The sequence below is a fragment of the Rathayibacter agropyri genome, from assembly GCF_013249015.1.
Taxonomy (GTDB): Bacteria; Actinomycetota; Actinomycetes; order Actinomycetales; family Microbacteriaceae; genus Rathayibacter; species Rathayibacter agropyri.
In genome coordinates this window covers 298908-321587 of record NZ_JABRPL010000003.1, presented here as the reverse complement: position 1 = coordinate 321587, position 22680 = coordinate 298908, and the positions used below count along the sequence as shown (strand labels likewise).

The window sequence follows — 22680 nt, the reverse complement described above, 5'->3', positions numbered from 1 at the left end:
TCACCCTGACATGAGGGGCCTCTTGAATCTGAGCCGCATCAGAGGTAGTCGGTCTCATCCAGTTCGACCTCGCCTCGGGGCTGGACGGTCGGCCGGGAGGGCTGGAGGTGGCGCGTCTTCTCGCGCATGGACTCCACGGCGGTCGGGTCGTCAAGGTCGACGCCGCGGTCGAGCGCCGGGCTGGTGAAGAGTTGGCTGGCTGGGCCGAGCAGGAGTCGGGTCTCCCCACGCAACCCCTCGTCCGAGAGAGAGGGGACCACCACCAGGTCCGATTTACCTACGTTCGCCAACGCCTGCGCGTACTCGACGACCGCCGTGCACACCTCGTTCCCCAGTAGCACGTAGCCGCTCGCGTAGTACAGCTTTTGCATGGCATCCTCCTCCGTCTCGACCGCAACCTCCCGGTGGGCCTCAGGCTCTGACGCTATGGCCGGGCCGCGGGCGTCCCTACCCCCTTGACGGGGTGCATGAGACCCGGCATCGGAATTCGGCATCTCGGCACCGGACCCGTTTGCCCCCGCTTCAGCCCCGGTCGCGCACGTCGCGCGCCACGGCCTCCAGGCCGGCCGTGTAGTCCGGCCACCACTCGCTCGGCACCGACGGGAGGTTGTCTCCCGTCGACCGAAGCCCGACCCGCCCGTCGATCAGCTCGCGAACGATATCGGCGTGCCCCGCGTGCCGGTGCGTCTCGGCGATGAGGTGCACGAGGATCCGCTGCAGCGTCACGTCGCGCGTGGTCCACCACGGCACGACCCCCGGCGCGTCCAGTGGGAGCGCGGCGACGGTCGCGTCCGAGTGCGTCCAGACGCGGCGGTACAGCGCGATCACGTCCTCGAGCGACTCCTCGGCAGTGGCCCACATATCGGCGTTCGGAGCGGAATCCGCCTCCATCCAGGGCATTTGCTCCGGAAACGGGCGGCCAAAGACGGCGCCGAGGTAGCCCGCTTCCGTGCCCGCCACGTGCTTCACCAGCCCGAGCAGGTTCGTGCCGGTCGCGACCAGCGGTCGCCGGACGTCGTACTCGCCGAGTCCGTCGAGCTTGTGCAGCAGGGCGTCGCGCCCCTCCTGCAGGTAGCGGAGGAGGGTCTGCTTCGCGTCGTCGCTCATCCCCCCAGCCTGCCGCGCCGACCGCAGACCCGCCAGGACCGCGGGAGCTGACGGGAGCTGCGCGACGCGCCTGCCACAGGACATGCCTGGGATTATGGAGTACGGTCGACTCAACACGATCGGCCCGCTCGCCTCCTGGCTCGGGCCGATTTTCTCTTTTCAGGAGCGCCCGTGAAAGACGCCGAAGGAAGGATCTGCTCGGCGAGCCCGCTGATGTCCGGCTCGCCCAAGCATTCCCTCCTTCGTTGTCGACGCGACCGTCAGTCGGCGAGCGCCACCAGTGCCTCCTCGCGCAGCACCTCCACCAGCACGAACCGCTGCGAGGAGCCGTCGACAGGCGCGGCGTCGCCGACCAGCTCGACCGCGGCCTCCGTCTCGCGGGTCGCGCAGTCCGGTCCGACCCAGAGTTCGATCCGTCCCGGTTCGACGATGCGCACACCGTGGCGCCCGGTCAAGGCCAGGCGCGCGGCCGGCACCTCGAAGCGAATCTCCGCCTCCTCGCCGGCCTCGAGCCCAATGCGGGCATATCCGAGCAGCTGCGCCACCGGCCGGGTGACGCTCGCGACGACGTCACGCGCGTACAGCTGCACCAGGTCGGTGCCCGCGCGCTCGCCCGTGTTGCGCACGCGTACGGTCGCGGTGAACGAACCGGAGGTGGCCGCCGAGGATCCCGTGACCGCCAACTCCGAGCGCGAGAACGACGTGTAAGTGAGCCCGTGCCCGAACGGCAGCACCGGAGTGCTGTCGGCGCTGGTCACGTCGGAGGGTCCGCCGAGGATCGGGTGCAGGTACGAGAACGGCTGCGCCCCCGCCGAGCGCGGGAGCGACACCGGCAGGTGCCCCGAGGGCGCGACGCGGCCGGAGAGGACGCCCGCGATCGCGCCTGCGCCCTCCTCCCCCGGGAAGAACGCCTGGAGGACCGCAGCCGGAGCCGACGGACCCTCGAACGCCCAGCCCACCGCGTACGGGCGGCCAGTGAGCAGGACGAGCGCGACCGGCGTACCCGTGGCGACTACCGCTTCCACTAGCTCGCGCTGACGGCCCGGAAGCTCAAGGCTCTCGACGTCGTTGCCCTCACCGACCGTGCCGCGGCCGAAGAGGCCCGCGCGGTCGCCGACGACCACGACCGCCACGTCGGCGCCGGCAGCCGCATCGACCGCCGCGGCAATCCCCGAGCCGTCGTCGCCCTCGACCGAGCAGCCCTCGGCGAGAAGCAACTCCGCCGCGGCGAACTCCGCGGCGAGCGCGTCGGCGACCGTCGGGATCTCGAAGCCGAGCGGCACGTCAGGATGGTGCGCCAGCACGTGGTTCGCGAAGGAGTAGCAGCCCATCAGCGCGGGTGCGCTGTCGGCGTTCGGCCCGATCAGCGCGAGTCGGCGCGGAGCGGCGAGCGGCAGCGTCCCGTCGTTCGACAGCAGCACCACCGACTCCTCGGCCAGGCGGCGGGCGACATCGCGGTGGGCCGGCGAATCGAGATCGATCGAGTGCGGCACGTCGTCGAAACGCGCGTCGAGCAGCCCGAGCCGTTCCTTCTGTGCGAGCACGCGCAGCACGGCCCGGTCGACCAGCGTCTCGTCGGTCGCTCCTGAACGGATGCGCGCGGCGAGCGGAGCGAGGAACGCGTCACCCGTGGGCAGCTCCACGTCGATCCCTGCGGACAGCGCCAGTTCTGCCGCCTCGCCGAGGTCGGCGGCGACCGCGTGCATGAGGTGCAGGAACGCGACCGAGAAGTAGTCGGCGACCACTACTCCGTCGAAGCCCCAGCGCTCGCGCAACACCCCTGTCAGGTAGGCGGGAGTGGCGCCGACGGGGTCGCCGTCGATCTCCGCGTACGAGTTCATCACCGAGCGGGCGCCGCCATCGCGGATCGCCATTTCGAACGGGGGCAGCAGCACATCCGCAATCTCGCGCGGCCCGGCGTGGACGGGCGCGTGGTTGCGCCCGCCGCGGGAGGCGGAGTAGCCGACGAAGTGCTTCAGCGTCGCGTCGACTCCGGCCGACTGCAACCCCTGCACGTAGGCGGTGCCGAGGGTGCCGACAACGTAGGGGTCCTCGGCGATGCACTCGTCCACCCGGCCCCAGCGAGGGTCGCGGATCACGTCGAGCACAGGCGCGAGGCCCTGGTGAATCCCCAGCTCGCGCATCGAGCCGCCGATTACCCGCCCCAACTCCTCCACGAGCACCGGGTCGAAGGCGGCGCCCCAGGCCAGCGGAGTGGGGAACGTCGCGGCCCGCCAGGCCGCAAGCCCGGTGAGACACTCCTCGTGCACGATCGCCGGAATGCCCAGCCGGGTCTCCTCGACGAGTCTGCGCTGCTCGGCCCAGAGCCACTGCGCACGCTCGAGCGGATCGACGGGGCGCGTGCCGTAGACCCGGGTCAGCTGGCCGATCCCGTCTCGGGTGGCCTCCGCGTATCCGGTCGACGTAGCCATTTCGCCGGCGAGCGGAGCGACGACCTCTCCGCCCTGGTCGACCCAGTAGCCGACGAGCTGGGCGAGCTTGTCCTCGAGCGTCATCCGGCCCAGCAGCTCGGCGACACGAGCGGAGGGAGCCTGCGGGGACGGGTCTCGGGGTGCGTGCGATGCGGTCACGGTGTGACCCTCTCTGTAGATGGGTGGACGACGGGCACGGCGGAACTCATCCCTTGACCGCCCCGGTCAGGCCACCGACGATGCGGCGCTCGAAGACGCTGAAGAAGATCAGCGCCGGGATCATCGACAGCGACACGAAGGCGAGCACCTTCGCCGTGTCGACGGAGTACTGCGACGAGAACGCCTGCACCCCGAGTGGGAGCGTGAACGTCGACTCGTTATTGAGGATGAACAGGGGCAGCAGGTAGCTGTTCCAGCTCGCGATGAACGCGAGAATCCCCGTGGTAATCACGCCCGGCAGTGCGAGGCGCACGACCATCCGGAAAAAGAACCCGATTCGGCTACAGCCATCAATAAACGCCGCCTCTTGAATCTCGTCCGGAATCGCCCGCAGGAATGGCACCAGGATGATGATCGTGGTCGGCAGGCCGAACGCGATCTGCGGCAGCACGACTCCGGCGAGCGAGTTCATCAGGCCGAGGCTTTTGATCACCAGGTAGAGCGGAGTGATCGCCACGGTCATCGGGAACATCAGGCCGGCGGCGAAGAGCGCGTAGAACACGCCGCGGCCGGTGAAGTCGTAGCGGGCGAGAACGTAGCTGGCCATCAGGCCCAGCACGACAACGCCGAGCGTCGTGGCGAGCGCGGCGATCGTGGAGTTTCCCACCTCCTGCCAAAAGACGCCACCGGTGATCACGTCGAGGTAGTTCTGCACATTCCACGGCGACGGGAGCCCGGCCGGATCGGTCGTAATCTGCGCGTTAGTACGGAACCCGCCAAGGATGATGTACCCCACCGGAGCGAGCATCAGCGCAATCACGACGATCGCGACGATATAGGCGATGGTGGTGCCGCGGCCGAGCGGCTTCCGCCGCGGCTTCGGCGGCATCGACGCCAGAGGGGAGGCGGTGCCCGGGGGCACGGCGGTCAGGGTGCTCATCGCTTCTCTCCCGTCAGTGCACCCGCGGTATCGCGCCGCAGCACGAAGCGCTGATAAAGCAGCGCCACCACGAGCGAGATCAAGAACAGGACCACCGCGACGGCGTTCCCGTACCCGTAATTACCCGCGTTCCGCCCGTTGGTGACGAGGTAGATCGCCATCGTCGAGGTACCCGCGGTCGAGGACACGTACTGCCCCCAGATGATGTACACGAGGTCGAACAGTTGCAGCGCGCCGATGATCGAGAGGAACGCCCAGATCCGGAGGGTCGGCGCGAGCAGCGGCAGGGTGATCCGTCGCTGCACCTGCCAGTAAGAGGCGCCATCGATCGCCGCGGCCTCCGAAAGCTCCTCGGGGATGCCCTGGAGCCCGGCGAGGAAAAGGATGACCGCGAAGCCGACGTACTTCCACGTAATGATCAGCATCAGCGTCCAGATCGCGATAGCCGGATCCGAGAGCCAGTCCTGCTTCAGCGCACCCAGGCCGACCTTTTCGAGTAGCCCGTTCACCGCTCCGCTCGTCTGGAGCATCAGGCTCCAGCCGGTGCCGACGACGACCTCCGAGATCACGTACGGCACGAAGATCAGCACGCGGATGATCGACTGCCCGCGCAGCTTGCGGTTCAGCAGCAGCGCCAGAAGGATCGCGACCGGCCCCTGGAGCACCAGCGAGAGCACCACGATGATCCCGTTGTGCGCAAGCGCGTCGTGGAACGTCGGGTCCTGGAGGATCGTGAGGTAGTTGCGGAGCCCGACAAAGTCGGTCGGGGCGCCGTAGCCCTGCCAACTGAAGAAGCCGTAATACGCCGCCATCACGACCGGGAAGATCACGAAGGCGAGGAACACGATCAGCGCGGGGCCGACCAGGAGCGCGATCTCGAGCCGCCCCGACCAGCCCACACTGCGGCGGCGCCGGCGCACCGGAAGCGTCGCGGTGACGCCTCCGGTGCGCTCGGTCCCGCGGGTCGGCTCCACGGGCAGGAGCGGGCTCTCGCGGAGTGCCACGGTCGTTACGCCTTCGCCGCGGCGGCGTTGACGGCCTGGACCAGCTTCTCCGGGTCGCTCTTGCCGGCGAGCAGGTCGACGACTCCGACGTTCAGCGCGTTGCCGACGTTGAGGCCATAGACGGTGTCGAGCCACTGCGAAACGGAGGGCGCCGAGTTGTAGGCCGCGAGAATCTGCTGGAGGTACGGCTCCGTGACCGCCTCCTGCGCCACGGTGTTCACCGGAGGAGCGTTGAAGGCCGCGTAATACTCCTTCTGCACGTCAGCGGTGGCCAGGTAGTTGAGAAAGTCGACGCACTCGTCGGGCGCGCCGGCCGAGCAGGAGTAGCCATCGACACCTCCCATGATCGCGCCGGCCTCGCCGTCGCCGCCGTCGATCTCGGGGAACGGGAACCAGCCCAGGTCGGGCAGCGGCTTCTCGTCGGGAGTGAGGGAGGCGATCACGCCCGGGTCCCACGCGCCCATGAGTTCCATCGATGCCTGGTGGTTGGCGAGGAGGCCGGCCGAGCTGCCCGCCCCCTGTTGGGCGGCGGTGGTGAGGAAGCCCTCGTTGAACGGCTCGGTGGCGGCGAAGTCCTTCAGGTCCTTGCCCGCGCGGACCCAGCAGTCATCCGAGAAGTCCTTGGTGTCGGCCGCCTCAGCCATCGTGTCGGCGCTGCACTCGCGCAGGGCGAAGAAGTAGTACCAGTGCGCGGCGGGCCACGCGTCCTTGCCGCCGAGCGCGACCGCCTGGGTGCCGCTGCCCTTGAGCTTCGTGATCGCGGAGTTGAGTTCATCGATCGTCTTCGGCGTCTCGGTGATTCCGGCCGCGGTGAAAAGGTCTTGGCTGTAGAAGAGGCCGCCCGGGAGGACGGCAACCGGCATCGCCCACACCTTGTCATCGAGCGTGTTCGCCGAGAACGAGCCCTCGGGGATCTCGCTGCGCGCCTGATCCGAAATGCCGCCCGTAATGTCCTTGAGCTGACCGCCCGCCACCATCGCCGCGAGCTTGCCGCCGCCGCGCTGGAGAAACACGTCAGGCGCGTCGCCCGAGTTGAGCGCCGTCTGCAGCTTGCCGTCGAGGTCCTCGTTCTGGATGGCCTGCGACTCGATCGTCACTCCGGGATTCGCGGCCTCGAAGTCCTTGATCGTCTTGTCCCAGAACTTCTGACCGGGACCGGTGGTCGAGTTCTGCCAGAGGGTCATGGCGACGGTGCCGTCGCTCGACCCCGAGTTCTGTGCCGAGCAGCCACTGAGGGCCGCCGCCGCGCCGAGCAGGGCTGCTGTGGCCACCGCTATTTTCCTGAACTTCATTGTTCAACCGTTTCTCTTCGTCGAGAAGCACCGCCGAGGGAAGCGGCGCTCTGGTGCGTCCGCCGCGAGGGCGGGCACAGTCAGTGTCAGCGGCGGTTTCGGAGGGGTCAAACGTTTTCGAAATGGTTTTCGAGGCAGGAGCTACAGTCGGGCATGACCTTGCGTCCGACCATCCACGACGTCGCCGCAGCGGCCGGAGTCTCGGTTGCAACGGTGTCGAAAGCCGTTAACGGCCGGTACGGGATCGCGCCCGCCACGGCCACCCGCGTCCTCGAGATCGTGCGCGAACTCGGCTACGAGTCGAGCCTCGTCGCCAGCAGCATGCGCTCACGGCGCACCGGCGTCATAGGGGTACTCGTCGCGGGCTTCGAGCCGTTCAGCGCCGAGATCCTCAAGGGCGTCGGCTCGGTACTCGCCGACTCCCGCTTCGACCTGCTCGCCTACTCCGGTTCGCACGAGGGCGAGCAGGAGGGCTGGGAGCGGCGCTCGCTCAGCCGACTCAGCGGCACGCTGCTCGACGGCGCCATCCTCGTGACCCCCTCCGTCGTGAGCGCGCCCACCGATATCCCGCTCGTCGCCGTCGACCCGCATACCGGCCGGGCCGACCTGCCGACCGTCGAATCCGACAATTTCGGCGGCGCCCTACTCGCCACCCGGCACCTGCTCGCCCTCGGGCACCGCCGCATCGGCTTCGTGGCCGGCCGCGGCGACCTGCGCTCGGCGCGGCTGCGTGAGGCCGGCTACCGGGCGGCGCTGGCGGAGGCGAGCGTCGCCTTTGACGAGCGCCTCCTGCGGGTGGGCAACTACCACCACGACACCGCACGGCGTCCCGCCTCCTGGATGCTGTCCCTCCCGGACCGGCCAACCGCCGTCTTCGCCGCGAACGACGTCTCGGCCCTCGCCATCATCGAGACCGCCACCCACCTCGGACTCGCCGTGCCACACGATCTCTCGGTGATCGGCTTCGATGACGTGCCCGAAGCCTCCCGCTTCGACCCGCCCCTGACCACCGTCCGCCAGCCCATGCAGACCCTCGGCGCGACCGCCGCCGAGATGCTGATCACCCTGATGGCCGGGCGTGCGCCGCATTCGCTGCACGTGCAGCTGCCGACGCAGCTGGTGCGGCGGGCGACGACTGGGCCTCCGGGAGTGGCGGCGGCGTGAGCCTCTCAAACGACCTAACCGACGACGGTCCGGTGCGGTGCACACCGCGCGCTTCAACGCCCTGGAGCTCGTCGACCTGCCCGCGCTCGACGCCCTCCTCGACGAACAATGAGTCATCGAGCACCCCAAGGGCCTGGTGCAGTCGCGGGAGGAGTGGCTCGCCGCCATCGACCGGGCGCGCAAGGAGCACCACCTGATCGACCACGTCGAGAGCGCCGTTTCGGGCGGCGCCGCCCATCCGGCGCTCACGTCCCGCACGATCACCGATTCGACCCGGACAGCCCGGGCTACGTGATGATCGACTGGCTGTCCTACTCCGCGCCCTTCGGCATCCGCAGCCGGATCGCTGAGCGGCTGGTGCTCACGCGGCACCTGCGCCGCCCACTCGAGGCGCAGGGTTTCCCGGCCGAGGAGACGCCGACCCTTCACTATGAGTGCTAGCCGAGGATCCGGTCGACGTCGAAACGGCGGCTAGCCACGTCGGGAGCGGTGGACGCATCGGGCCCCATCCTCGATTCCATTTCTTCATTTATAGGTCTCCTCTCAATTGAACCGCCATTGCGGGCGGCCTTCTGTCAAGTTGGGACGCCTGAATCCTTGTACTCCTGAAAGGCCAGGTCGGGGTAACCCGGCCGTACGCAGCCACATCGGACCCCGCGGGAGTTTCCGTTAATGCAACATGAACTAAAAGCGCTTAGGCATTCTTATCCCAAAAAAGGAAATCCAGAGAAGTCCGATAACCACGAGGTGCAAGACCACATATACGACAGTTAGAATGGCAGTCTGCGGAACCGGTGTCAGGAAATAGACATTTCCTTCGACTGTTCGACATATGGTCGCGGGCGGCAGCAATTGGTCGGTAACATCACCAATCCTTTGGTGGAGACCGTCGGCTGACGCGGCTTGGCCGCATGAGACGATCTGCTGCTGGTTGTCAGACCGCATCACCTTCAGCACGCCAAGTGTTACAGCCGCGGTCCAGATTGGTATTCCGACCGTCACCAGCGTGGCGAGACTCAACATGATGCGTCGTTGCCTTGTCTGAACTTGTAGCGTGCGCCATCCGATCATGACTAGGACCAGCGCCTGGACGACGAATGCTATGCCGACAAGGGGAGAATCGGTTGCTGTCGGCCCAACCGCGCAGAGAAGCGCCACGATGGCGAGGATGAGGACCGAGAAATTACCGAGCTTGTGCTCGGCTTCCATCGCCTGATCGTTGAAAGGGGTCATTTTCCAGCGATCCGGGATTTCAGGTCGTCAGCCGTTACCAAAAGTTGTCGTCGGCTGAAGCGCATCAGGAAGATGGTCCTTTCCAGTTCACGCCGGGTCCTCCGGCTGGCGAGCTGCCCGGACTGAGCGTCCAGGTCAGGCTTCGATGCTCGGAAGCTACGAGAACATGAAGATTCCTGTCAACTCCCACGTCATCGGTGCGGGCCTCCCGCTGGTGGCGGGTGCCGCGGCCGGGCAGGATCGAGGCCATGCCCCTGCTCATCGAGGTCGTGACCCGCTCCGCCCGCCCTGCCGCCGAGATGTTCGACCGAGCGCGCGACATCGACCTGCACACCCAGTCCCAGGCGGGCGCCCGCGAGCGCGCCGTCTCCGGAGTGGTCACCGGCCTGATCGGCCTGGGCGAGAACGTCACCTGGAGCGCCCGCCACTTCGGCATCCCCTTCCGGCTGACCAGCACCATCACCGCGCTCGACGCACCCCGCTCCTTCGTGGACGAGCAGACGCGGGGACCCTTCGCGCAGTTCCGGCACGAGCACCGGTTCGAGCCCGACGGGGCCGGATCTGTGATGATCGACCGACTGTCGTATGCCGCGCCCCTGGGAGTCCTCGGGCGAATCGCCGAGCGCCTGGTCCTCAGTCGGCACCTGCGCCGGCTGCTCGAGGAACGCGGGGCGTTCCTCGCCGGGGGAATGACAGGGGTTCCCCGATAGTGAGAAGCGGGGGCAGGCTTGGAGGATTACCGCTCCGATGTGGCTGCACGCGCGCGGTGAAGGGCGAGCGGGATCGCGCTGCCGATCATGTTTTTGACCTCGCGCTGGAAGCGATGGATCACGTCGCCAATTGGGTGCGCTTTGCCGACACCAAGGCGACGATCCTCAGCGCCGGCGTCGCCGCAGTTCTCGCAATGTCCGTCACAAACGCGACGACGGTGATCCAACAAATCGACGGCTCCCCCACCGGAGTAGCCGTAACCGTCTTGGCTGGCGCTTCCGCCGTAGCGCTGCTTTGGACAGTCTTCTGGATTATCCGTGCGATCACGCCCACAAGAACTATCGGGACGCCGGAGCCGAACCGCTTTGCGTGGCCAGCCATGTCGCGGCTTCCCCTGCAAGACTTACAGCACCACGCCCGCACAACACTCCGAGACGAAGACGCGTGGCGTCAGACCCACGACCTCGCGCAGACAGCCAATCGAAAATTTGCCGCCTGCAAGAACGCGGCATTCGGATTCGCTGTCCTCATCATCGTGACGCCCGCCTGCATCATCACAGCAATCGCCAGAACGATCACTTGAAGCGGCCTGCCGCCATAACTCGACCTCTTACATACGCCGTCACGCCCGCCCCCCGCTACCGTGTCCCCATGCTCGACACGAACACCCTCCTCGACCGCTGGATCGAGGGCTGGATGGACTCTCGCCGCATACTCGGCCGACGCGACGGCAACGGCTGGCTCGTCGAGGTCGCCGCCGATACACGAACCCGGGAGCGCATCAGCGCGATGCCGTCACTCCCCGAACTCCGCAGACTGGTCGCCGCCACCACCGCGCCGGACACGTGGCTCACCCTCGTCGGACACCTCGACGCCCACAGCCTCGCCGCCGTCGCCGCCCTCGATGCCGTGACGAGCGACGAGCGCATGATGACCACGCGCGTCCTGCCCACTGCGGTGCCAGCGGAGGTGCGCATCGAGGAGGACGACTTCGTCGCGCACGCCTCCATCGAGGTAGGGGGCGCGATCGCCGCCCGCGGGCAGGCCGCGGTGCGCGCAGGAGACGTCGTGTTCGACCGCATCGAAACGAGTCCGGAGTTCCGCCGCCGCGGCTTCGGCCGCCTAGTTATGACCGGTCTGAGCGCCTGGGCTGCGGAACACGGCGCCTCGACAGGCCTGCTCCTGGCGAGCGTCAGCGGGCGCAAGCTCTACGGCAGCCTCGGCTGGTCGGAGATCACTCCGATCGTCACGTTCCGCGGACGTGGAGAGTAAGGCGGGGGCCAGCCGCGCAATCACGTCTCGGACCCGACCCACCGCGTCCCGCCCGCCGACCCTGACGAGCGAGAGGACGCCGATTGAACAGCACACGGCAGATCCCCACGAGCCTTTCATAGAGCGCTCCCACGGCCCTATCGTGGAACAACTCCCCACCCATTCAGGGGAGACATCACCTTGAACTCATCCCGGGCCCCGGCTCGGGATCTACCTGAACACGGAGGCTCGAAGATGCCGTTTGTGACCACGGACGATGGCGTGGAGATCTACTACAAAGACTGGGGCAGCACGGATGCGCAGCCCATCGTGTTCCACCACGGCTGGCCGTTGTCCTCCGACGACTGGGACGCGCAGATGCTGTTCTTCCACGCCCACGGCTATCGCGTCATCGCGAGCGACCGCCGCGGCCACGGACGCTCGACCCAGGTGGGCACTGGCCACGACATGGACCACTACGCCAGCGACGTCAACGCCGTGGTCGAGCACCTTGACCTGCGCAACGCGATCCACATCGGCCACTCCACCGGCGGCGGCCAGGTCGCCCGTTACGTCGCGAAGTACGGCCAGCCGCAGGGCCGGGTGGCGAAGGCGGTTCTCGTGTCGGCGGTACCCCCGCTGATGGTGCAGACCGAGTCGAATCCCGAGGGGACGCCGATCTCCGTCTTCGACGGCTTCCGCGAGGCGCTTGCCGCCAACCGCGCCGACTTCTTCCAGGCCGTCGCTTCCGGCCCGTTCTACGGCTTCAACCGACCCGGCGTGGACGTCTCGCAGCCGGTGATCGACAACTGGTGGCGTCAGGGCATGATGGGCGGAGCGCTCGCTCACTACGAGGGCATCACGGCGTTCTCCGAGACCGACCAGACCGAGGATCTGAAGGCCATCACGGTCCCGGTCCTCGTCATGCAGGGCGACGACGACCAGGTGGTGCCCTACAAGGACGCGGCACTGAAGCAGCACGAGCTGCTCCAGAACTCCACGCTCACGATCTACGAGGGCTACCCACACGGCATGCTGACGGTCCACGCCGACGTCATCAACCCCGACCTGCTGGCCTTCATCCAGGAGTAGCGCCTCGATCTGCAGGTGCGCCCGGCCGTTCCGGGCGCACCTGCGCACCCCGCCGCATTCGCGTCATCTCGTAGTAAAGAGCGAATAGACCGGCGGGGTTAAAGCTCTTTCGATTGCGAGGGAGTAGTTGTCTCGACGAGTCCAACCAACGTGTTCAGGTCGCGCTGCAAGGCCCCAGAAATCTCTTTCCGAAGAAGGCCCGCCCACAGATAAGAGGTGGGGCCTGACACTGTCGCGGTAGCACTCAACCGCGTGCGTCCGTCCAGCTCGGCGGCCTCGTGTCTGAACACGAGACGCGCCCCGGGGAGGAGCGTCGTGTCCTCGTAGAGGCGATCAGGGATGAGCGCAGTGACGACGAACTTCGAGGTTGGCCCCTTTTTGGGGCGAAGAACACCACGGGTGCCGACGCGAGGCGGAGTAGGGGCGTCCATCGAGATCATGTTTGAACTCCACGTCGGGTGGCCTCGAAGATCTATCCACCGAGCGTAGAACCCGGACGGGTGGGCGGTCGATACTGCTGATGCAGAAGCAAGAAGAATCATGGCTACCATCCTGCGCAAAAAGTAAGATTTAGTCAACTATACGCGACATTCGCTCGCGTGCGGAAAGCGGGCCTGACCAGGGATTTCTGGGGTGACCTTCCTCGAGGACGGCGCTGGTCGCTCCCGCCGGTGACCTTTATAGCCATGAGCGCAGAGAACCAGCTCGTTCAGTCCTCGCAGTGGGGATTGATGTCATTGAGTCGGATCAGCGTTTCTTGTTCCGATTCATCTGTCGCCGCAGCGAAATCCTAATAAAGGCTGCCATGAGACATACCGCGCTCGGCATCCTCTTCGTGACACGATCACCTGATGGATCAGCCTCCCGTGCAACGTCTCACCCTCGACTCCCTGAACCTGGGCGACGCCAGCGTCGCTACCGTCGAGGTCAGGCGGATTACCATCGCCCCGAACATCCATCCCGGTGCACACTGGCATAACGGGCCTGTGATGGGCATTGTGGAATCTGGGTCGGTCCACTTCCATGTAGAGGGCCAGGAGCCGGTAATCCTTCACGCCGGAGACACGTTCTACGAGCCTGCTCACACGACCATCATCCGGTTCGACGCCACACACGAGGGCGTCACTTTCGTCGGCTGGTTCCCTCTCGCTGCTGGCACGGACGCGGAACTGACACTGGGTGAGTTCGTCGGAGTCCCGACGACGACGTAACCGCATTCGCTCCGACGGTGACTTCGTTTCCGTAGGCGTAGCGGCGGTCCTTCTGTCGCTTCAGGTGCTCGCCCACGCTCTCGCGCGGGAGACGTACTTCCGCCTCACCGAACCCCTCCGACGCGGTATCGGCCAACTTCTCCTGATCGGGCCCCTGGCCTTCGTGTAGTAGGGCTTTCGGCTCGGCATCTACATTGGTCTCGCGATCGTGGCGATCCCGCTTGGCACCGTCGGCTTCTTCTCCCTCGCCACCTCAGACCATGCGGGGGGCCGGCATACCAGCTAGTGCGCTGCCGACCGCGACCCTCGCACACCCTCGGGAGGGAGCTCAACGCCCCTCCTGCTCGATCGCGTCGACCGGCACCGGATGCACGCGCGCAACCGGTCGAGACGCAGCCAACTGATGACCGTCGTCAGCCAGGCACCAACGTTCTCGAGCTGCGTCGTGTTCTAGGGTCAGATGAGGAATTCGTCATCTGCCGCTATCGGTACCAATTGCTGGCTCGTTCGAGCGAGGTCACCGGCTCCGCGCCCGCCACCCACTCGAATTCACGATGTGCACAGCCAGAGCACCCGAGGCAGTCGCGCTCGGCGCCATCACCTACCTGGCTTGTCGATCCGTACGTCCCGGACCCGACGAACGGCCGGACCTGCGGCACGCGCCACCGAGAGACCGCATCTATTTGCTCGTGCTCGCAACGACCACATTCAGCGCGTCGACGACGCGCGCCAGAGCGCAGTGGTTGACGTAGAAGTAGCGACGCCTGACATCGACCTCGGTGCGGGGAGGCTGCACTGTCAGGATGCCGAGCCGTTCGAGAGCGACCAGGTGGTACCGCACGAGCACTTGACTCACGCCGAGACGCGCAGCCAACTCAGTACCGGTGGCTCCACCTTCTCGGAGGGCGAGCAGGGCAGCGATCTTGACCCGGTTGCCGAGCACATCGATCGCCCGGTCAAGGGCCTCTGGGAGATTGACGGGGCACGGGCGTTCTGACATACGATCATTATCCCCGAGCTTGCCTCAGTCAAGCACGCAGCATCAATCTAGTTTTCGAGACGGCAGGGAGCCGACCCTGCGACGGTGCCGCTCCTCCACAAGACGGATGATGCGCGCAACTCCCAGCCCCGCCCCGTGACAGGCCACGGAAGCCCAGTCACACCGTGAGGTCCTCCGGCCACCCCAGCTCGACCAGCGAGCGCCGCACCCGCTCGATGTCCTCCTCCGAGGGCAACTCCGACGTCACTTCCGCAATCGCCGTGCCGACGTCGATCCGAGAAGCGGGAGCCTCGGCGGCCAGGCCGACGGCCACCTCCGCCACCTCCTCGTCGCTCAGACGTCGCCGAAGCAGCGCCAGCAGCGGGACGAAATCCTGCTCGGGCAGCCCGGCGGGATAGCCGGCGCGCAGCCAGCGCACGGTACGTGTGACGACGCCCTCGGGCGGATCCGGCTCGACAAGCACATCCGGACCGGCGAGCGGCCAGCCTGCACTCGCGAGACGCGCCGACACCCGCGCGATGTCCTCGGGCAGCGCAGGTCCGAGGAGCAACTGCTCGATCCGCCGACGCACGACGGCCGGTGACACCACGGTCTCGGCCCGCTCCGACTCCGACAGGAGCCGCGCGACGACCTGCTCCACCTCGTCCGGCGTCAGGCTCCGGCGCAGCAGGCCGAGCAGCGGCAGGTAGTCCTGCTCGGGCACCCCGGCCGGATACCCGGCGCGCAGCCAGCCGACGACGCGGGCGATGATCCCCTCCCGCGCCGCGATCGGTTCGGTCGAGGCCACGGTCAGCCCTTGGGGACGAACGTCGGGAGGCCGTGCTCGAAGCTGACCGACTGGCCCAGGCCCGTGGCGATGATGATGCTGAGCCCGATGGCGACGGCGGTCACGACCAGCGCGAAGCAGACCACACCGATCCCGCGCAAGAGTGGGGCGGGCAGGCCGCCCGAAGCGTCGGGAGCACCCGCCACCGCAAACGAGCGGACGCCCACGGCGAAGAGCACGGGCAGACCCGCTCCGAGGAGCACGGCGACAACCGCCACCTGACCGGCGGCAGAGAAGAAGAGGGGGAGCACGGTGGGGTTCCTTTCGCTCAGACGCCGGCGGTCTCGGGCGCGGGGCGGGCCGCGTCCTGCCACTCGTCGTTGACGTTGTGCGCGCCGATGCTGTCTCGGCGCGAGCGGAGGTAGATGGACGACGCGACGGCGAGGAGGACCGCGGCCATAAGCAGGCCGCCGGCCGCGCCTGGGACCAGATGCCCGATCCACCACATGACGGCGCCGACAAGGGCCGCTGCCGGGAGGGTAATCACCCAGGCGATGACCATCCGCAGCGCCACTCGCCAGCGCACCTGGGCGCCAGGTCGGCCGACGCCGGAGCCGAGGATCGAACCGGTAGCGACGTGGGTGGTCGAGAGCGCGAAGCCGAGGTGGCTGGATGCGAGGATCACCGCGGCGGAGGAACTTTCGGCTGCCATGCCCTGCGGAGTGTCGATCTCGACCAGGCCCTTGCCGACGGTGCGGATGATCCGCCAGCCGCCAATGTAAGTGCCGAGCGAAATGGCCAGCGCGCAGCTGAGCTTGACCCAGAACGGGACCGACGCGGTGTCGCTCCAGCCACCGGCCGCGATGAGCGCCAGCGTGATCACTCCCATGGTTTTCTGCGCGTCGTTGGTGCCGTGCGCGAGCGAGACCAGCGAGGCGCTGCCGATCTGGCCGATGCGAAAGCCCCGGTGCAGGCTCTTCTCGGCGAGGTTCCCGATCACGCGGAACACGAGCCAGGTGCCGATCGCAGCGACCGCTCCGGCGAGCACGGGCGACATCAGCGCGGGCAAGATCACCTTGCCGACCACGCCGTCGAGCTTCGTGCCGTCGCCGGCCCAGTTCACTCCGTTGATGCCCAGGCCCGCGAGAGCGGAGCCGATCAGACCGCCGAACAGGGCGTGTGACGAACTCGAGGGCAGGCCAAGCAGCCAGGTCAGGAGGTTCCAGACGATGCCGCCGATGAGGCCGGCCAGCACGATCAGCAGCAGAGCGGATCCGCCATCCTCGAGCAGCGTGGGATCCGGTGCGCCGGTCGAGTCCTGGATCTTCACCACCGCGTTGGTCACGGTCAGCGCGACCTCGATGCTGAGGAACGCCCCGACGAGGTTGAGCGACGCCGAGAGAGCGACGGCAACCTTGGGCGTCAAGGCACCGGTCGCGATGGAGGTGGCCATCGCGTTCGCCGTGTCATGGAAGCCGTTGGTGAAGTCGAAGGCGAGGGCCGTGACGACGACGAGCGCGAGCAGGATGAAGGGATCCACGGAGCCAGGATGCTCCCGCCCCGCGGAGCGCGCCCGGCGTGGCGGAGAGGCTTCACCGAGTGTTCACTTCGCGGATCAGGCCCACCCGAGTATCCTGTGCGGATTCTCAGGCGGGCGGTGGCTCACCGTTCGGTGTGCGGCAGTGGCGGAGTGAGGTCGGGGGTGCGCTCCGGGTTGACATCGGGCGACGGGACGGGGTGGGGCACGGAGACAGCGTCGGAGTTGGCGTGGACCTCGTCATCCGAGGTCGCATCGGCGGTGGGCTCCTGCTCGGGCGCACTCGGCAGCGGGGGCGTGAAGTCGACCGGAGCGTCCGGAGCGGCGTGCTTCGACAGGGACGGGCGACTCTCGGCTGCCGCGGCCCGCTTCGCCGCCTTCTGCTGCTTGCGCCGGAGCTTCTCAGTCTGCTCGGCCAGCAGGCGCGCCTTCTTACGCAGCTTCTTGCTGGAGTGACGGACCGCCTCGTGCGCCGCGCGCACCGACTTCTCGGCCTTCTTCAGGGCCTTTTTCGCACGCCTCTGCGCGGCCTTGTCCTTCGAGTCTTTGGACCTCTTGTGCGAGTCTTTGGACCTCTTGTCACTGCCAGCCATGTCCCGATCCTCCGCTTCATCGGCCGCATCCGACCGTCACCGTCCACGGTAGCGACGGATGCTCCCGCGCGGCTAGCGACGACGGCGTCAGAGAGACCACAGCAGCCTGAGAGTCGCGGGCGAGCCCGACCCTCCCCGGGCCCGGTCGGGCAGTCTGAGGGAATGGTCTTCCAACAAAACCCCGGCGGTTACTCCGGCCACGGCGCCCTGCGCCGACCGATGCGGGGTCCGAAGCGCGACAAGTGGATGTGGTGGCGTCTGGGCTCCGGAGTGGCGGCCACGGTTGCCGGGCTGATCGCGCTGCTCGTCTTCACGGCGAATCGCTAAGCGAGCGGAGGCGGCGGGTCCGCTCGCCGAGGCGTCCACTTCTGCGCCGAGACGCCGCTCCCCGGGCGGTGCCTTGGCCGTAGCGCGGTGGATCGGGACGGCGCTACTCGACGCAACCGAGAGCCGATCGACGCCTGCATGCTCGCGACTCCCTAGTGTTCTCTCAGCCGCAGCCCCCCAGAACACGGGTACTTTGGAGGGTCGCTTAACAGCGACCTCCCCCTGCCCCACCCGCCGCTCCCCACCCCTGAGCGGCGGCAGACCCGGAAAACCCTCTGCATGCACCGATTCGATCGCGCCTCGACTCCCACCCCCGCAGGAGCCGAGACCGGCAGCCCGTCCGCCCTCCCGACCCGTCGCTCCCTCCGCGAGCAGGAGTCCCGCCGTCGTCAGCCCCGCGTAGCCCCGCGCCCGCGCGCCTCCGCCGTCGCCGCGATGACGCTCGTGGCCGGGATCGCGATCACCACGACCATGCCCGCGTTCGCCGTCGGCGGCACCGCCGACTCCGAGATAGCCCGCGACACGGCGAGCGCCGTGGCCGCCGTCCGTCCGCAGAGCTTCGTGGCCGCCGGAGTAGTGCAGCAGAGCGTCACCCGCGACGCGTTCGCCGCGGAGGCGAAGCCCGAGGTGCTCGTGCCGACCGCCTCCCTCACCGCGATCACTGCCACTGCGGGCGAGTCGACAGCAGCAGCCGCAGGAGTATCCGGCGCCTGGGTCGTGCCGATCTCCGGTCACGTCAGCAGCGGCTACGGCCCGCGCCCCGACGCTCCCGTCGCCGGTGTGAACCTCTTCCACAAGGGCACCGACCTCGCCGGAGCGTGCGGCACGCCGGTCCTCGCCGCGGCGAGCGGCACCGTCGAGGAGGCCTCCTACCAGGGCAGCTACGGCAACTGGATCCTGCTCGACAACGGCGGCGGCATCGAGACCGGCTACGCCCACAACAGCGAGCTGATGGTCTCGGTCGGCGACACCGTGACCGTGGGCCAGGTCATCGCCCTGCGCGGCTCGACCGGCGCGTCCACCGGCTGCCACCTGCACTTCGAGACGCGCGTGGACGGCGAGGCAGTCGACGCCGAGCCCTTCATGTCCGCCCTCGGCGTCCCCATCGGCTGACCTCCCCTTCTCCCGCGAAATGTCGCGAGATAGCTCCATACGGACGAGATCGGCCGCCGCGGCACCGCATCTCGTCCGACTAGGGCTATCTCGTGGCAGACCCGACGACCGGTGGGTCGCCGGCGGGCAGTCCATCACGTACTGAGCGGACTGCCCCTCCGCCGAAGTAGCAACTCCGTCACGACGATCGCGATGGTGCAGTAGCAGCAGACGGGCACACTGAAGACGAGAGCCGTGAGCGCAGTGGTCCCATCGTCGGCGCCGAACCGGTCGGCCGCCACCACGACGACGCGGGCGAAGCCCAGGAGACACAGCACGGACGCGAGCCAGAGCGCAGGCCAGGGCGCCCGTCCGCGTAACGCGTAGTAGGGAGCGCCAGCCGTGAGCAGACACGCGACCGTGATCGACGCCGCCAGAACCAGCGGCCGCACGGCGTCGATCCCCTGCCACCCCGTTCCGTGCGGCGAGAGCAGGAGGAGCACCAGGGTCGCGAGGACGGCGATTACCGCACCGACGGCCACAAGCACAAGAGCGACACTGAGAGAAGCGCGCAATCCGGGCGCCATGCCCCTCGTGGGCATCAATACTTCTTGCTTATTGCATATTTATCGAGAGCGCACGCGGTCTCGATCAAGCATTCAAACCCTTGATTATCTCGCTGGGAAACAGTAGTCCAGGCCTCAATCCTCGCAGAGTCGCTAAATCGCGCATACATCTCATGGGCTGGGGCAGCGCGACGATATCCAACAACCTCAACTCTTCCGCTGCGATAGGATTCCACTAATTCACTGTAACGGATGGAGCCTCCGTAATTCACTTCACTTAATAATGACGTTCTACACGCCGACGTTCTACACACTACCGCGTGAGACTTTATCGCGTCGATAGCATATTCCCAAGCCCGCAGAAGGGGGCGGACCGCGCAGACCTCTCGGAGTCCGGGGGGGCAGTCGCTCCGCCGCGGCCAGCAGAGGCAAGACACACGGGCGTCCCGCGCGTACGGCGCTCGCTTCCTCCCCGACGGAGGCATCCGGCCGCGCGGCACCAGCACCGCAGCACGGGCAGAATGGGGACGGTCCCGCCAGCGGCCGGACCTCGACCGCTACGGAGACATGCATGAACCCCACCGGGAGCTTTCGCGCCGCTCGCGACACCCTCCTACAGCACCGCACCGATGCGGCGGCCGCGAACGAAGCCTTCCAATGGCCCGACGTCGGACCCTCCTTCAACTGGGCCGTCGACTGGTTCGACGCGATCGCGATCGGCAACGAGCGCACCGCCCTCTGGATCGTGGAGGAGGACGGCTCCGAGCAGCAGTACTCCTTCGACCGGATGCGCTGGCGCTCCGACGAGGTCGCCGCCTGGCTGCACTCCATCGGCGTCTCGCAGGGCGACCACGTCATGCTCATGCTCGGCAACCGGCTTGAGCTGTGGGAGTCGATGCTCGCGATTATGAAGCTGGGCGCGGTCATCCTGCCCACCACGACTCTGCTCTCGCCAACCGACCTGGCCGACCGCCTCGAGCGCGGCGAGGTCGCGCATGTCATCGCGGACGCCTCCGAGACGATGAAGTTCGACGGGATGGCCGGTGATTTCAGCCGCATCTCGGTCGGCGGATCAGTCGATGGCTGGCTCGACTACGACGAGTCGCTCGAGCCGTTCGGGGTTAGCCCGTCGGTCGACGTCGCGAGCACCGACCCGTGCCTGATCTACTTCACCTCCGGCACCACCTCCAAGCCGAAGATGGTCGTGCACACGCACGAGTCTTACCCGGTCGGGCACCTCAGCACGATGTACTGGCTCGGTGTCCGCCCCGGCGACGTGCACATGGCGATTAGCTCGCCCGGCTGGGGCAAGCACGCCTGGAGCTGCTTCTTCGCACCGTGGAACGCCGAGGCGACCGTGTTCGTCTACAACTACAGCCGCTTCTCGCCGTCCGCCCTGCACCGCGAGCTCGACCGCGCCGCGGTCACCACCTTCTGCGCGCCGCCGACGGTGTGGCGGATGCTCATCCAGTCCGAACTCGGTGCGAAGCCGCGCGCGCTCGGCGAGATCCTGTCGGCCGGCGAGCCGCTGAACCCCGAGGTCATCGCGACGGTCGAGCGGGAGTGGGGTGTGAGCATCCGCGACGGCTACGGCCAGACCGAGACGACCGCGATCATCGCGAACCCACCCGGCGCCCCGATCGTGCCAGGCGCGATGGGGCGCGCGCTCCCCGGCATCGCGATCACGCTGATCGATCCGCTGACCGGCGAGCCCGCCTCGACCGGCGAGATCTGCCTCGACCTCTCCGTCGAGCCGGTCAGCCTGATGTCTGGCTACCACGGCGACGACGAGCGGACCGAGCGCGCCCGCGCCGACGGCTACTTTCACACGGGGGATGTGGCGGTGCGCGCGGCAGACGGGACGATCACCTTCGTCGGACGCACGGACGACATCTTCAAGTCATCCGACTTCAAGATTTCGCCGTTCGAGGTGGAGAGCGTGCTGCTCCAGCATCCGGCTGTCGCCGAGTCGGCGGTCGTGCCGGCTCCGGACGCGGTGCGCCACAGCGTCGTGAAGGCGTACGTCGCGCTCGCCGAGGGCTGGGAGCCGACGGCCGAGACCGCGGGGGCGATCTTCGCGCACACCCGCGAGCTGCTCTCCTCCTTCGAGCGAGTGCGGCGGATCGAGTTCCACCCGCTGCCCAAGACGATCTCGGGCAAGATCCGCCGCGTCGAGCTGCGCGAGCGCGAGGAGGAGGCGTTCCGCCGCGGCGACGAGATTCCGACGGAGTGGCGGGCCGACCAACTGTAACCGTGGCGGCTCGCACGCCGCGCGGCCGAGACACCACCTCCGGCCGCGAAACACCTCAACCAGCACCACGTCTCGACGCTGGCACGCACTGCATCGTCAGCGGCGGACCGCGATCAGCTCGCCGTGGCCTCGCGCGCCGGGGGCACTGCGCCGTGCGGTATGGATCACGTCGAGGCACGCCGCCTCGGCCAGCACACGGAGCGTCTCGAGCGGATGGAACCAGGCCGGCGCGACCGCGTGGGGGAACGCCTCCGTCTGCGGTCCCTCGAAGAAGCCGAGCAGGAGGCTTCCGCCGGGCCGCAGCCGAGTGCTCAGGGCGGCGATAGCGCCGGGTAGCTCGGCGGGCGCGAAATGGATCAGCGAATACCAGGCGAGAATCGCGCCAAGCGCATCGAGGTCGGCGTCGAGCTCGAGCAACGATCCGACCCGGAAGGAGGCGTCAGGGAATCGCGCCTGCGCCGACGCCACGAACTCCGGCACCAGATCGACGCCCTCCACGGCGACACCGCGGCAACGGAGGAACTCCGTCCAGTGCCCAGAACCGCAGCCAGCGTCGACGACCGAGCCCGTGAGGCCAGCGGCCCAGCGGGCAATCAGCGCCCGATCCTGGCCTGAGGCGGCCTCGACTGACCCGAGCAGTGCTATGTACTCGCCCGCGCGCGCCGCGTACGCCTCCCGCACGTCGCTCATTCCTCGAGCGTAGCCAGCCCTGCCCGTTCACCCCAGCACCCCTCGAGAAGCCAAGAGTTGTCGCACTGGGCGTCGAGTGCGACAACTTTTGGACACTCGGGACTCGGGAGCCGCCGAGCGGGAGCGGCAACTGGGGCGGCAGAAACGTCCCTCAACGTCGCCCCGGTGCTCAGGCCCTCGCGGCCGAACAGAATGTGGCGCGATCCAGAGGCACGTTTGGCGCGATTAACGGCGGGTTTTGACGGCACCGCGCGCCTGCCTC

At 67.7% G+C, this 22680-nt stretch carries 25 protein-coding genes; 11 read left to right on the top strand and 14 right to left on the bottom strand.

Going from position 1 to position 22680, the window contains the following annotated elements:
* Positions 1 to 38 precede the first annotated feature (38 nt).
* The 6 genes from HRF29_RS10310 to HRF29_RS10285 form a co-directional block, all read right to left on the bottom strand.
* Entirely contained in the window at positions 39 to 371 is a 333-nt protein-coding gene (locus HRF29_RS10310; RefSeq protein WP_173248450.1) for a hypothetical protein, read from the bottom strand.
* 151 nt (positions 372 to 522) lie between these two features.
* Entirely contained in the window at positions 523 to 1107 is a 585-nt protein-coding gene (locus HRF29_RS10305; protein WP_173248448.1) for a DinB family protein, read from the bottom strand.
* 260 nt (positions 1108 to 1367) lie between these two features.
* Entirely contained in the window at positions 1368 to 3623 is a 2256-nt protein-coding gene (locus HRF29_RS10300; RefSeq protein ID WP_173248702.1) for a beta-xylosidase/alpha-l-arabinosidase, read from the bottom strand.
* Between the two features lie 121 nt (positions 3624 to 3744).
* A complete protein-coding gene (locus HRF29_RS10295; RefSeq protein WP_246226936.1) occupies positions 3745 to 4587 on the bottom strand; it encodes a carbohydrate ABC transporter permease in 843 nt (280 codons plus the stop codon).
* A 47-nt stretch (positions 4588 to 4634) separates the two neighbouring features.
* A complete protein-coding gene (locus tag HRF29_RS10290) occupies positions 4635 to 5612 on the bottom strand; it encodes a carbohydrate ABC transporter permease (protein ID WP_343043722.1) in 978 nt (325 codons plus the stop codon).
* Positions 5613 to 5647: 35 nt separating this feature from the next.
* Positions 5648 to 6934: an extracellular solute-binding protein gene (locus tag HRF29_RS10285; RefSeq protein ID WP_173248444.1), complete on the bottom strand. Its 1287-nt coding sequence runs from the start codon at positions 6932 to 6934 to the stop codon at positions 5648 to 5650.
* Between the two features lie 153 nt (positions 6935 to 7087).
* Here HRF29_RS10285 and HRF29_RS10280 point away from each other — a divergent pair, with 153 nt between their 5' ends.
* The 3 genes from HRF29_RS10280 to HRF29_RS10270 all read left to right on the top strand — a co-directional run bounded on the left by HRF29_RS10280 (position 7088) and on the right by HRF29_RS10270 (position 8539).
* Complete coding sequence (locus HRF29_RS10280; RefSeq protein WP_173248442.1) at positions 7088 to 8098, top strand: LacI family DNA-binding transcriptional regulator; 1011 nt, start codon at positions 7088 to 7090, stop codon at positions 8096 to 8098.
* 136 nt (positions 8099 to 8234) lie between these two features.
* On the top strand, positions 8235 to 8393 hold the full coding sequence (locus HRF29_RS10275; RefSeq protein WP_173248440.1) for a hypothetical protein: 159 nt from the start codon (positions 8235 to 8237) through the stop codon (positions 8391 to 8393).
* Positions 8393 to 8539, top strand: a complete 147-nt coding sequence (locus HRF29_RS10270; protein WP_173248438.1) for a hypothetical protein — start codon at positions 8393 to 8395, stop codon at positions 8537 to 8539. The genes HRF29_RS10275 and HRF29_RS10270 overlap by 1 nt, the downstream gene beginning before the upstream one ends.
* 243 nt (positions 8540 to 8782) lie before the next feature.
* On the opposite strand, the gene HRF29_RS10265 is transcribed toward HRF29_RS10270, so the two are convergent.
* Positions 8783 to 9331 carry a hypothetical protein gene (locus HRF29_RS10265; RefSeq protein WP_173248436.1) on the bottom strand — a complete coding sequence of 183 codons (549 nt, stop codon included), beginning with the start codon at positions 9329 to 9331 and terminating at the stop codon, positions 8783 to 8785.
* Positions 9332 to 9579: 248 nt separating this feature from the next.
* Here HRF29_RS10265 and HRF29_RS10260 point away from each other — a divergent pair, with 248 nt between their 5' ends.
* The 5 genes from HRF29_RS10260 to HRF29_RS10240 all read left to right on the top strand — a co-directional run bounded on the left by HRF29_RS10260 (position 9580) and on the right by HRF29_RS10240 (position 13596).
* Positions 9580 to 10041, top strand: coding sequence for an SRPBCC family protein (locus HRF29_RS10260; protein WP_173248434.1), 462 nt, complete (start codon positions 9580 to 9582; stop codon positions 10039 to 10041).
* 56 nt (positions 10042 to 10097) lie between these two features.
* Complete coding sequence (locus HRF29_RS10255) at positions 10098 to 10625, top strand: Pycsar system effector family protein (RefSeq protein WP_173248432.1); 528 nt, start codon at positions 10098 to 10100, stop codon at positions 10623 to 10625.
* 68 nt (positions 10626 to 10693) lie between these two features.
* Entirely contained in the window at positions 10694 to 11314 is a 621-nt protein-coding gene (locus HRF29_RS10250) for a GNAT family N-acetyltransferase (RefSeq protein ID WP_173248431.1), read from the top strand.
* A 234-nt stretch (positions 11315 to 11548) separates the two neighbouring features.
* On the top strand, positions 11549 to 12385 hold the full coding sequence (locus HRF29_RS10245; protein WP_173248429.1) for an alpha/beta fold hydrolase: 837 nt from the start codon (positions 11549 to 11551) through the stop codon (positions 12383 to 12385).
* An 851-nt stretch (positions 12386 to 13236) separates the two neighbouring features.
* A complete protein-coding gene (locus tag HRF29_RS10240) occupies positions 13237 to 13596 on the top strand; it encodes a cupin domain-containing protein (RefSeq protein ID WP_173248427.1) in 360 nt (119 codons plus the stop codon).
* A 679-nt stretch (positions 13597 to 14275) separates the two neighbouring features.
* Here the strand turns inward: HRF29_RS10240 and HRF29_RS10235 are convergent.
* From HRF29_RS10235 to HRF29_RS10215, 5 genes are all read right to left on the bottom strand, one after another.
* Positions 14276 to 14596: an ArsR/SmtB family transcription factor gene (locus tag HRF29_RS10235; protein WP_173248425.1), complete on the bottom strand. Its 321-nt coding sequence runs from the start codon at positions 14594 to 14596 to the stop codon at positions 14276 to 14278.
* 157 nt (positions 14597 to 14753) lie between these two features.
* Positions 14754 to 15383 (bottom strand): DUF3349 domain-containing protein, encoded by a 630-nt coding sequence (locus HRF29_RS10230; protein WP_343043716.1) that lies wholly within the window; start codon positions 15381 to 15383, stop codon positions 14754 to 14756.
* A 2-nt stretch (positions 15384 to 15385) separates the two neighbouring features.
* The gene (locus HRF29_RS10225; RefSeq protein ID WP_173248423.1) at positions 15386 to 15673 is read right to left on the bottom strand and encodes a hypothetical protein; all 288 of its coding nucleotides are present in this window, start codon (positions 15671 to 15673) and stop codon (positions 15386 to 15388) included.
* A 17-nt stretch (positions 15674 to 15690) separates the two neighbouring features.
* Positions 15691 to 16902 carry an inorganic phosphate transporter gene (locus tag HRF29_RS10220; protein ID WP_173248421.1) on the bottom strand — a complete coding sequence of 404 codons (1212 nt, stop codon included), beginning with the start codon at positions 16900 to 16902 and terminating at the stop codon, positions 15691 to 15693.
* Between the two features lie 122 nt (positions 16903 to 17024).
* Complete coding sequence (locus HRF29_RS10215) at positions 17025 to 17492, bottom strand: hypothetical protein (protein ID WP_173248419.1); 468 nt, start codon at positions 17490 to 17492, stop codon at positions 17025 to 17027.
* Between the two features lie 162 nt (positions 17493 to 17654).
* Here HRF29_RS10215 and HRF29_RS10210 point away from each other — a divergent pair, with 162 nt between their 5' ends.
* The gene (locus HRF29_RS10210; RefSeq protein ID WP_173248417.1) at positions 17655 to 17819 is read left to right on the top strand and encodes a hypothetical protein; all 165 of its coding nucleotides are present in this window, start codon (positions 17655 to 17657) and stop codon (positions 17817 to 17819) included.
* 279 nt (positions 17820 to 18098) lie between these two features.
* A complete protein-coding gene (locus HRF29_RS10205) occupies positions 18099 to 18932 on the top strand; it encodes a M23 family metallopeptidase (protein ID WP_173248415.1) in 834 nt (277 codons plus the stop codon).
* A 134-nt stretch (positions 18933 to 19066) separates the two neighbouring features.
* On the opposite strand, the gene HRF29_RS10200 is transcribed toward HRF29_RS10205, so the two are convergent.
* Positions 19067 to 19513 carry a hypothetical protein gene (locus tag HRF29_RS10200; RefSeq protein WP_173248413.1) on the bottom strand — a complete coding sequence of 149 codons (447 nt, stop codon included), beginning with the start codon at positions 19511 to 19513 and terminating at the stop codon, positions 19067 to 19069.
* Positions 19514 to 20048: 535 nt separating this feature from the next.
* Here HRF29_RS10200 and HRF29_RS10195 point away from each other — a divergent pair.
* A complete protein-coding gene (locus HRF29_RS10195; protein WP_173248411.1) occupies positions 20049 to 21728 on the top strand; it encodes an AMP-binding protein in 1680 nt (559 codons plus the stop codon).
* Between the two features lie 96 nt (positions 21729 to 21824).
* Here HRF29_RS10195 and HRF29_RS10190 read toward each other — a convergent pair whose 3' ends face one another.
* The gene (locus HRF29_RS10190) at positions 21825 to 22418 is read right to left on the bottom strand and encodes a class I SAM-dependent methyltransferase (protein WP_173248409.1); all 594 of its coding nucleotides are present in this window, start codon (positions 22416 to 22418) and stop codon (positions 21825 to 21827) included.
* Positions 22419 to 22680: the final 262 nt, after the last annotated feature.